The organism is Actinosynnema sp. NPDC023658 (genome assembly GCF_040639995.1).
Lineage (GTDB): Bacteria > Actinomycetota > Actinomycetes > Mycobacteriales > Pseudonocardiaceae > Actinosynnema.
The window spans coordinates 1-10,559 of the sequence record NZ_JBFAAX010000186.1; the positions used below are offsets into that span (position 1 = coordinate 1).

At 73.1% G+C, this 10,559-nt stretch carries 7 protein-coding genes and 1 pseudogene; 7 read left to right on the forward strand and 1 reads right to left on the reverse strand.

All coding sequences use genetic code 11. The annotated features are described in order from the left end of the window. Nucleotides 1–138 precede the first annotated feature (138 nt). The 7 genes and pseudogenes from AB0G02_RS19860 (at nucleotide 139) to AB0G02_RS19890 (ending at nucleotide 8,908) form a co-directional block, all read left to right on the forward strand. Nucleotides 139–753, forward strand: a complete 615-nt coding sequence (locus AB0G02_RS19860) for a TetR/AcrR family transcriptional regulator (RefSeq protein ID WP_360796341.1) — start codon at nucleotides 139–141, stop codon at nucleotides 751–753. Next, nucleotides 744–1,499 (forward strand): TIGR03084 family metal-binding protein, encoded by a 756-nt coding sequence (locus AB0G02_RS19865; RefSeq protein ID WP_360796356.1) that lies wholly within the window; start codon nucleotides 744–746, stop codon nucleotides 1,497–1,499. The genes AB0G02_RS19860 and AB0G02_RS19865 overlap by 10 nt, the downstream gene beginning before the upstream one ends. Before the next feature lie 56 nt (nucleotides 1,500–1,555). Then, nucleotides 1,556–3,084, forward strand: a pseudogene (locus tag AB0G02_RS19870) (acyclic terpene utilization AtuA family protein). After that, nucleotides 3,081–4,235, forward strand: coding sequence for an acyl-CoA dehydrogenase family protein (locus tag AB0G02_RS19875; protein WP_360796344.1), 1,155 nt, complete (start codon nucleotides 3,081–3,083; stop codon nucleotides 4,233–4,235). Before AB0G02_RS19870 ends, AB0G02_RS19875 begins: the two are co-directional and overlap by 4 nt. Then, nucleotides 4,232–5,827: a carboxyl transferase domain-containing protein gene (locus AB0G02_RS19880; RefSeq protein ID WP_360796347.1), complete on the forward strand. Its 1,596-nt coding sequence runs from the start codon at nucleotides 4,232–4,234 to the stop codon at nucleotides 5,825–5,827. Before AB0G02_RS19875 ends, AB0G02_RS19880 begins: the two co-directional genes overlap by 4 nt. A 7-nt stretch (nucleotides 5,828–5,834) precedes the next feature. Beyond that, nucleotides 5,835–7,748 carry a biotin carboxylase N-terminal domain-containing protein gene (locus AB0G02_RS19885; RefSeq protein WP_360796350.1) on the forward strand — a complete coding sequence of 638 codons (1,914 nt, stop codon included), beginning with the start codon at nucleotides 5,835–5,837 and terminating at the stop codon, nucleotides 7,746–7,748. Between the two features lie 2 nt (nucleotides 7,749–7,750). Beyond that, nucleotides 7,751–8,908 (forward strand): acyl-CoA dehydrogenase family protein, encoded by a 1,158-nt coding sequence (locus AB0G02_RS19890; protein ID WP_360796359.1) that lies wholly within the window; start codon nucleotides 7,751–7,753, stop codon nucleotides 8,906–8,908. Between the two features lies 1 nt (nucleotide 8,909). Here AB0G02_RS19890 and AB0G02_RS19895 read toward each other — a convergent pair whose 3' ends face one another. Then, nucleotides 8,910–9,872, reverse strand: a complete 963-nt coding sequence (locus tag AB0G02_RS19895; protein WP_360796353.1) for a hypothetical protein — start codon at nucleotides 9,870–9,872, stop codon at nucleotides 8,910–8,912. Nucleotides 9,873–10,559: the final 687 nt, after the last annotated feature.

Consider the following 10,559-nt stretch of genomic DNA (forward strand, 5'->3'; position numbering starts at 1 on the left):
GGGGCAGTTGGTGGTTACCGCGGGGGGGTTGGGTTGTTCCCCGAGTTGGGCCGGGGGGGGGGGGTGGGGGCCCCCCCAGGGCCCGCCCAAATAAAAAACTGTCTTCAGTTTTTTTATGGGGCCCGGAACACTGGGCCCGTGGCCACCGACACCGGGCAGCGGGAGAGCAGGCGCCAGGCCGACCGCAGCCGCGAGACCCGGCGCAAGCTCATGGAGGCGACCGTCGAGTGCCTGGTCGAACGCGGCTGGGCGGGCACGACGACGACGGTCGTGGCCGAGCGCGCGGGCGTGTCGCGCGGCGCCCAGCTGCACCACTTCCGCACCCGCGGCGAACTGGTCGCCGCCGCGGTCGAGCACCTGGGCGCGGAGAGCGTCCTCGACCTCAAAGAGCGCGCCGAGCAGGTGCACGGCAGCACGCCGGGTGGCCGGATCACCGCGGTGGTCGAGCTGATCGCGGACTTCTACGCCAGCGACCTGTTCACCGCCGCCCTCGAACTGTGGGTCGCCGCGCGGACCGACCCGGACCTCAAGACCGTGGTGGTGCCGCTGGAGGCCCGCCTGGGCCGGGAGACGCACCGCCTGGCCGTCGCGCTGCTGGACGCCGACGAGAGCAAGCCGGGCGTCCGCGAGGCCGTGCAGATCACCCTCGACCTGGTGCGCGGCCTCGCCCTGGCCAACCAGCTCACCGACGACGGCAAGCGGCGCAAGCGGATCATCGGGCACTGGGCGCGGATGCTGGAGGAATCGCTGTGATCACCGAACTCCTGGACGACCTGCGCGCGGAGAGCCGGGTGCTGGACGACCTGGTCGCGCCGCTGCCCGACTGGGCGGTCCCCACGCCCGCCGAGGGCTGGACGATCGCCAACCAGATCAGCCACCTGCGCTGGACCGACCGCCTGGCCGCGCTGGCCGCCCGCGACCCCGGTGCGTTCACCGAGGCGTTGCGGGGGGCCAGGCCGGACATGGTGGACGAGGGCGCACGCGAGCCGGTCACCCTGGCGCAGTGGCGGGCGAGCCGCGCCGAGCTGGCCGAAGCCCTCACCGCGCTGCCGCCGGGCGTGAAGGTGCCGTGGTTCGGGCCGCCGATGAGCGCGGTGTCGATGGCCACCGCCCGGCTGATGGAGACGTGGGCGCACGGCCAGGACGTCGCCGACGCGCTCGGCGTGACCCGCGAGCCCACCCACCGGCTCAAGCACGTCGCGCACCTCGCCGTCCGCACGTTCGGCTGGTCGTTCGCGGTCAACGGGCTGGAGGCGCCGCAGGTGCCGGTCCGCGTCGAGCTGGTCGGGCCGGACGGCGAGCGGTGGGCGTGGGGTCCGGAGGACGCGGAGGACCGGGTCTCCGGGCCCGCGCTGGACTTCTGCCTGCTGGCCACCCAGCGGCGGCACCGCGACGACCTGGCGGTCACGGCGGTCGGCCCCGCGGCGACCGCCTGGCTGCCCCTCGCGCAGGCGTTCGCCGGTCCGCCCGGCCCGGGTCGCGGGCAGGGTCGGCCGTGATCCGCATCGGCAACGCCTCCGGCTTCTACGGCGACCGGTTCTCCGCCGTCCGCGAGATGCTGACCGGCGGCGACCTCGACGTGCTCACCGGCGACTACCTGGCCGAGCTGACCATGCTCATCCTGGGCCGCGACCGGGCGAAGGACGCGAGCCTCGGCTACGCGCGCACGTTCCTGCGCCAGCTGGAGGAGAACCTGGCCGACGCGCTGGCGCGCGGCGTGAAGATCGTCTCCAACGCGGGCGGGCTGAACCCGGAGGGCCTGGCGGAGGCGATCGACCGGCTCGGCCTCGGCGCGAAGGTCGCCTGCGTGACCGGTGACGACGTGCGCGACCGGTTCCCCGAGGCGTTGACCGCGAACGCCTACCTCGGCGCGTGGGGCATCGCGGAGTGCCTGAACGCCGGGGCGGACGTCGTGGTCACCGGCCGCGTCACCGACGCGTCGCTGGTCGTCGGGCCGGCCGCCGCGCACTTCGGCTGGGGACGGGAGGACTGGGACGCGCTGGCCGGCGCGACGGTCGCCGGGCACGTGCTGGAGTGCGGCACGCAGGCCACCGGCGGCAACTACTCGTTCTTCACCTCGATCGACGCCACCAGGCCGGGTTTCCCGATCGCGGAGGTCGAGGCCGACGGCTCGTCGGTCATCACCAAGCACGACGGCACGGGCGGCGCGGTCACCGTCGACACCGTCACCGCGCAGCTGCTCTACGAGATCGGACCGCCCGCCTACCCCGGCCCGGACGTGGTCAGCCACTTCGACACGATCCGGCTCGACCCCCACGAGCGGGGCGTGCGGATCTCGGGGGTGAAGGGCTCGCCGCCGCCGGACACGCTGAAGGTCTGCCTCAACACCCTGGGCGGGTTCCGCAACTCCGCCACGTTCGTGCTCACCGGGCTGGACGTCGAGGCCAAGGCCGACCTGGTCCGCCGCCAGCTCGACCAGGCCGTCGGTGACGACGGCCTGACGTGGTCGCTGGCCCGCACCGACCACCCCGACGCGGACACCGAGGAGACGGCGAGCGCGCTGCTGCACGTCACGATCAAGACCGCGGACCCCAAGCGGGCCAAGGCGTTCTCGCGTGCGGGCATCGAGCTGGCGCTGGCGTCCTACCCCGGCTTCCACGTCACCGCGCCGCCCGGCGACGGCACGCCGTTCGGCGTCTACCGGGCCGCCTACGTGCCGCGGTCGTCGGTGCGGCACCGGGCCGTGCTGCCCGGCGGGGAGGTGGTGGAGGTATGAGCGCCACCCCGGGAACGGGCGCGTCGCGTCGGGTCCCGCTGGGCACCATCGCCGGCGCGCGGTCGGGCGACAAGGGCGGTGACGCCAACCTCGGCGTGTGGGTGCGGACCGACGCCCGGTACGAGTGGCTGCGCGCGGAGCTCACCGTCGAGCGGCTCAAGGAGCTGCTGCCCGAGGCGGGCGAGGTCGACCGGTACGAGCTGCCGAACCTCAGGGCGCTGAACTTCGTGCTGCACGGCCTGCTCGGCGACGGCGTGGCCTCCTCCACCCGCTTCGACCCGCAGGCCAAGGCGTTGGGTGAGTGGCTGCGCTCCCGGCACGTCGACGTCCCGGAGGAGCTGCTGTGACCACCACGTCCGAGCTGTTCGAGACGCCCGAGCGCCGCGACCTGCGCGCCACCGTGCGGCGGTTCACCGAGCGGGAGGTCGTGCCGCACCTGGCGGACTGGGAGCGGGCGGGCGAGCTGCCCCGGTCGCTGCACCGCGCGGCCGCGGGGATCGGGTTGCTGGCCATCGGGTTCCCCGAGGACGTCGGCGGCGCGGGCGACCTGCTCGACACCGTCGTGGTCACCGAGGAGCTGATCCAGGCGGGTGGCTCGTCGGGGCTCGTCGCCGGGCTGCTCACGCACGGCATCGCGGTGCCGCACATCGTCGACTCGGGGAACCGCGACCTGATCGACCGGTTCGTCCGGCCCGCGCTGGCGGGTGAGCTGATCGGGTCGCTCGCGATCACCGAACCGGGTGGCGGTTCGGACGTGGCGGCCCTGCGCACCACCGCGCATCGCGACGGCGACTCCTACGTGGTGAACGGGACGAAGACGTTCATCACCTCGGGCGACCGGGCGGACTTCGTCACCACCGCCGTGCGCACCGGCGGTCCCGGGTACCAGGGCGTGAGCCTGCTGGTCGTCGAGAAGGGCACACCCGGTTTCGCGGTCGACCGCAGGCTGGAGAAGATGGGCTGGCACTGCTCGGACACCGCCGAGCTGTCCTTCGTGGACGCACGGGTGCCCGCGGCCAACCTCGTCGGCGCCGAGAACGCCGGGTTCGGGCTGATCATGCGGCAGTTCCAGGTCGAGCGGATCTCGTTGGCCGTGCAGGCGTACGCGACGGCGCAGCGCTGCCTGGACCTGGCGGTGGCCTACGCGCGGCAGCGCGAGACGTTCGGCAAGCCGCTCATCGCGCGCCAGGTCGTGAGCCACCGGCTGGTGGAGATGGCGCAACGCGTCGACGTCGTCCGCGCGTACGCGCGGGAGGTGGCGGTGAAGGTGTCGCAGGGGCAGGAAGTCGTCGCGCAGGTGTGCTTCGCGAAGAACGCGGCCGTGGAGGCGTGCTCGTTCGTCGTGGACGCGGCCGTCCAGCTGCACGGCGGCGCGGGCTACCTCCGCGACACCGAGGTCGAGCGGCACTACCGGGACGCGCGCATCCTCGGCATCGGGGGCGGCGCGACCGAGGTCATGGCGGAACTGGCGGCACGGCGATTGGGGTACACGGCATGACCACGTTGCGGACGGCGGTGGACGGCCGGTCGCCCGAGTACGCCGAGAACCGCGAGGCGCTGCTGGCCCGGCTCTCCGAGCTGGAGGCCGAGCAGGCGAAGGCGCTCGCGGGCGGCGGCGCCAAGTACACCGAGCGGCACCACCGGCGGGGCAAGCTGTTGGCCCGCGAGCGGATCGAGCTGCTGGTGGACCCCGACAGCCCGTTCCTGGAGCTGTCGCCGCTGGCCGCGTGGGGCACCGACTACCCGGTGGGCGCGAGCGTGGTCACCGGCATCGGCGTGGTCGAGGGCGTCGAGTGCGTTATCGTGGCCAACGACCCGACCGTGCGCGGCGGCGCGAGCAACCCGTGGACGTTGCGCAAGACGTTCCGCGCCAACGACATCGCGTTGCAGAACCGGCTGCCGCTGATCGGGCTGGTCGAGTCCGGCGGCGCGGACCTGCCGAGCCAGAGCGAGATCTTCATCCCCGGCGGGCGGGCGTTCCGCGACCTGACCAGGCTGTCGGCGGCCGGCATCCCCACGATCAGCACGGTGTTCGGCAACGCCACCGCGGGCGGCGCGTACGTGCCGGGCATGTCCGACTACGTGGTGATGATCAAGGAGCGCTCGAAGGTGTTCCTCGGTGGGCCGCCGCTGGTGAAGATGGCCACCGGCGAGGAGTCCGACGACGAGTCGCTGGGCGGCGCGCGGATGCACGGCACCACGTCCGGGCTGGCCGACTTCGTGGCCGAGGACGAGGTGGACGCGATCCGGTTGACCCGGCGCGTGGTCGCCCGCCTCAACCGGCGCAAGCTCGGGCCGCCGCCCAAGCCCTCGGAGCCGCCGCTGCACGACGAGGAGGACCTGCTCGGGCTCGTGCCGACGGACCTGCGCGTGCCGTTCGACCCGCGCGAGGTGATCGCCCGGATCGTGGACGGGTCGCGGTTCGACGAGTTCAAGCCCGGCTACGGCGGCAGCCTGGTGACGGGGTGGGCCGACCTGCACGGCTACCCGATCGGCGTGCTGGCCAACGCGCGGGGCGTGCTGTTCAGCGAGGAGGCGCAGAAGGCCACCCAGTTCATCCAGCTGGCCAACGCGAGCGACACGCCGCTGCTGTTCCTGCAGAACACGACCGGGTACATGGTCGGCGCGCAGTACGAGCAGGGCGGCATCATCAAGCACGGCGCGATGATGATCAACGCGGTGTCGAACAGCCGCGTGCCGCACCTGACGGTCGTCATGGGCGCGTCCTACGGCGCGGGCAACTACGGCATGTGCGGGCGGGCGTACGACCCGCGGTTCCTCTTCACCTGGCCGAACGCCAAGTCGGCGGTGATGGGGCCCAAGCAGTTGGCGGGCGTGCTGTCGATCGTGGCCCGGCAGGCCGCCACCGCGAAGGGCCAGGACTACGACGAGGAGCACGACGCGGCCATGCGGCAGATGGTGGAGGGCCAGATCGAGCAGCAGTCGGTGGCCGCCTTCCTGTCCGGGCGGCTCTACGACGACGGCGTGATCGACCCGCGCGACACCCGCACGGTGCTCGGGCTGTGCCTGTCGGCTATCCACAGTGGACCGGTGGGGGGCGCCGAGGGCTACGGCGTCTTCCGGATGTGAGGCCGTGATGATCCGCAAGTTGTTGATCGCCAACCGCGGCGAGATCGCCCGGCGGGTGATCCGGACGTGCCGCGAGGTCGGCGTGTCTCCGGTCGCGGTGTTCTCCGACCCCGACGCGCGCTCGCCGCACGTGCGGGAGGCCGACGCGGCGGTGCGGCTGCCCGGCGCGACCCCGGGCGAGACCTACCTGCGTGCCGACGCCCTGGTGGCCGCCGCGCTCGCCGCCGGCGCGGACGCGGTGCACCCCGGCTACGGGTTCCTGTCCGAGAACGCCTCCTTCGCCCGTGCCGTCCTCGACGCCGGGCTGACGTGGGTCGGCCCCGACCCCGAGGCCATCGAGGCGATGGGCTCGAAGGTCGCGGCGAAGAAGAGGATGGCCGCGGCGGGCGTGCCCGTGCTGCCGGAGCTCGACCCCGGGACGGCCACCGCGTTCCCCCTGCTGGTCAAGGCGTCCGCCGGCGGCGGCGGGCGGGGCATGCGGGTGGTGCGGTCCGCCGCCGAGCTGGCCGGGCAGGTGGCCGCCGCGCGCCGGGAGGCCGAGTCGGCGTTCGGTGACGGCACGGTGTTCTGCGAACCGCTGCTGGAGCACGCGCGGCACGTCGAGGTGCAGGTGCTGGCCGACGCGCACGGCACGGTGTGGGCGCTGGGCGAGCGGGAGTGCTCCGTCCAGCGCCGCCACCAGAAGATCATCGAGGAGACGCCGAGCCCGGCCGTGACGCCGCAGTCCCGCGCGCGGCTGTTCGACGCGGCGACGAAGGCCGCCCGCGCCATCGGGTACGTCGGCGCGGGCACGGTCGAGTTCCTGTTCACCGACGACGGCTCGTTCCACTTCCTCGAGGTCAACACGCGCCTCCAGGTCGAGCACCCGGTCACCGAGGAGGTGTTCGGCGTCGACCTGGTGGCCTGGCAGCTCGCCATCGCGGAGGGCGCCCGCCTGCCGGCCGAGCCGCCCGCGCCGAACGGCCACGCCGTCGAGGCCCGCCTGTACGCCGAGGACCCCGCGCACGACTGGCGGCCCGCGAGCGGCACCCTGCACCGGTTCGCCGTGCCGGACGGCGTGCGGGTGGACAGCGGTGTGGAGGACGGCAGCGAGGTGGGCGTGCACTACGACCCCATGCTGGCCAAGGTGATCGCCTGGGCGCCCACCCGGCACGCGGCGATCCGCAAGCTGGCCGCCGCCCTGGACCGCGCCGAGCTGCACGGCCTGGTCACCAACCGGGACCTGCTCGTCCGCACCCTGCGGCACCCTGAGTTCGGGGCGGGCAACACGCACACCGGCTTCCTCGACGCGCACGGCCTCACCACCCCGGAGCCGGTCGACGTGCGCCCCGCCGCGCTGGCCGCCGCCCTCGCACTGGCCGAGCGGCGCCGGTCGCGCCTGCCGCTGCCCGCGCTGCCGCTGGGCTGGCGCAACCTGCCGTCGCAGCCCCGGCGGGTCGTGTTCGGCCACGGCGACGACACCGTCGAGGTCGACTACCGGCACACCCGCGCGGGCGTGGAGACGAGCCTGGGGCTCGCGGTCGTCGACGCGTCGCCGGACGCGGTCACGCTCGAACGCGACGGCGTGCGCACCACGTACCCCGTCTCGGTGTACGGGGACCGGGTGGAGGTGGGTCCGGTGTCGTTGGAGCTGCGGCCCCGGTTCCCCGAGCCGCGGGCCGCGGTCACCGAGGGCGCGACCGTCGCGCCGATGCCCGGCACGGTGGTGCGGGTCGCGGTGGAGCCCGGTCAGCGCGTCGAAGCGGGCGAGGAGCTGCTGGTGCTGGAGGCGATGAAGATGGAGCACCGGGTCCTGGCGGCCACCGGCGGCGAGGTCGCGGAAGTGCTCGTGCGGGCAGGTCGGCAGGTCGACGCGGGCGACGTGCTCGCGGTGGTGACCGAGGACCCGATCACCGGGTCCGGGAGGACGGGGGAGAAGTGACGATCAACTTCACCGAGAGCGAGGAGCGGCGGGCGCTGCGCCGGGCCGTCGCGGACCTCGCCGGCAAGTACGGCCACGAGTACTTCACCGCCAAGGCCCGGGCGGGGGAGAAGACCGACGAGCTGTGGGCCGAGGCGGGCGCGCTCGGCTACCTCGGCGTGGCCGTGCCCGAGGAGTACGGCGGCGGTGGCGGCGGCATCGGGGACCTGGCCGCCGTGTGCGAGGAGCTGGCCCGGGCCGGCTGCCCGCTGCTGCTGACCGTCGTCTCGCCCGCCATCTGCGCCACGATCATCTCCCGCTTCGGCACGGCCGCGCAGAAGCGGCGGTGGTTGCCCGGGTTCGCCGACGGCACCACCAAGATGGCCTTCGCCATCACCGAGTCCGACGCGGGCTCCAACTCCCACAAGCTCGCCACCACCATCCACCGCGACGGCGACGAGTGGGTCCTCGGCGGCGGCAAGTCGTTCATCTCCGGGGTGGACGAGGTCGACCACGTGCTCGTGGTCGCCCGCCACGTGGACGCCACCGGTCAGCGGCTGCTCCCCTCCCTGATGATCGTGCCGACGGACGCCCCCGGCTTCACCCGCCAGCACATCCCGATGGAGGTCGTGTCGCCCGAGAAGCAGTTCACCTGCTTCTTCGACGACGTGCGCCTGCCGCTGGACGCGCTGGTCGGGTCCGAGGACGCCGGTCTGGCCCAGCTGTTCGCCGGGCTCAACCCCGAGCGGATCATGGCGGCGTCCTTCGCCACCGGCATGGCCCGCCGCGCACTCGACCAGGCGAGCGAGTACGCCCGCACCAGGACCGTCTGGGACACGCCCATCGGCGCGCACCAGGGCATCGCGCACCCGCTGGCGCAGTGCGCGATCCAGGTCGAGCTGGCGAGGCTGATGACCCAGAAGGCCGCGGCTCTCTACGACGCTGGGGAGGACCGGGCTGCTGGTGAGGCGGCCAACATGGCCAAGTACGCGGCGGGGGAGGCGGTGGCGGGGGCGGTGGACCAGGCCATCCAGGTCCACGGTGGCAACGGGCTGTCGTCCGAGTACGGACTCGGCGCCATGCTGGCCGCGTCCCGGTTGTCCCGCATCGCCCCGGTCAGCCGGGAAATGATCCTGAACTTCGTGGCGCAGCACACGTTGAGGTTGCCGCGCTCCTATTGAGTCAGGCCCATTCCCAGCGCAAGCCGACCACGCCGGGACCGAAGTCGAGCGCGACCGCGTACGCGTAGCCCCAGGTGTCCACCGGGGTCTCGCGTACGTCGGTTGGTTGCCCACCGGTCAAACCGGTCGTGAATTGTTCACAACGCGCGGGCCGGCACCGCGAGTCGTACCGGACCTCCAGGACGTACTCGCGGACCGGGTGGCGGAAGCGCCGCGAGTGCGTGTTGTCGAACGTCGGGTGGTGCGGCGCCACGTGGATCAGCTCGTACTCGACGGCGGTGCGTTCGCCCCGCCGCAGGGGGCGGTCCAGCAGCAGTTCGGCGACCATCAGGCCGTTGCGCGGGTCGGCGGACACCCGCCCCAGTCGGCACGACCGCAGCGTGCCGATCACCGGCAGCGGGTCGCCGGGCAGCCGGGTGTCGTAGCCGAGCAGCACCCGGTCGACGCCCGAGCGCTCGGCGCGCAGCACCTGCCGCGAGCGCACCCGGCGGGTGCTGCCGTCCATCGCGAGCTCCACCTGGTCGCGCAGGCTGAGCCGGGTGAGGTCCTGGTCGGTGCTGGTGTCGACGTCGGCCAGCAGCTCCGCGATGGTCGCGTAGTCGCTCTCCCCGACCCAGCCCTCCGGGCCGGACACGCGGGAGCGGGGCCGGGCCTTGCCGCGCGGTCGAGGCGGTCCGAGCAGCGAGCTCAACCCGCCGGGACCGACGTCGAGGATCTCCTCCAGGTGGCCGACGGCGGTGAGCGAGTCCGGTCGTTCCGGCCGCCTGCGACCGGACTGCCAGTAGCTCAGCGCGGCGATGCTGACCGCCACGCCCCGCCCCCGCAGCTTGTGCTGGATGCGTTCCAGGCTGAGCCCTTTGGCGCGGATCGCCGCGCGCAATGCGTCCGCGAAGGGGTCGGCCCCCGCGTCGATCCGTCGGGGATCGCGCGTCCGCGATTCCGGTCCGACGACTGGCGTAGGCATCTTCACTCCGTTCTCCCAGGGACAAGGCGAGCGACGTTATCGTGCGAAATCGCCGGCGCGGTACAGCCGATCGGGTTTCCCGTGCTGAATTTAACCGAATCGGACGTCAAATCCCCGTCCGCTGTGGAATGTTTGAATTCTCATTAACAGCGGTGCTGTGAAGATCCCGGAGGCGGGCGATCGTCGCACCGCGCTCGGTCGAATGGTCGCCGGCCGGCGCGCGAGCGGCCCACGGCCACCTGTTTTCCGGGTGACGTGGGGCACACCGCAGTCGACCACGGGTGTCGAACAGCGTCTCGAACGGTAGCGGAGGCCGTTCTCCGCCACCAGGTCGCAAACCCCTATGCCCAAGGTCACCTTGACCGCCGCGGAAACCGGATCCACGTCGTGTCCGCGCTGGTGGGGTCCACCGTGCGGGCGGCCGCGGGTGGTGTCGTCCCGGTTGGTGGACGGACACATCGGCGGTGGATGCATAGTTACCCCGAAGAAGTTCTCCGCAACGGCGCGGAGAAGGCCGCTTCTTGTTTCGCCGGCGCGTCCGACCGTATTTTCTCCACAGCGTTGAATGGGCGTTCAATCACGTTGTCGCGGAAGCCGCGCCGCCGGGTCGTCGCACCCGCGCCGCCGGACCGCCCGACGCGGGCCGCCGAGCCGCCGGAGCCGCGCCGCCGGACTCCCGAAGCCGGA

Coding starts and splice junctions, on each gene's coding strand:
- AB0G02_RS19880 (WP_360796347.1), top strand. CDS start 4,232: ATGACCACGTTGCGGACGGCGGTGGACGGCCGGTCGCCCGAGTACGCC.
- AB0G02_RS19885 (WP_360796350.1), top strand. CDS start 5,835: ATGATCCGCAAGTTGTTGATCGCCAACCGCGGCGAGATCGCCCGGCGG.
- AB0G02_RS19895 (WP_360796353.1), bottom strand. CDS start 9,872: ATGCCTACGCCAGTCGTCGGACCGGAATCGCGGACGCGCGATCCCCGA.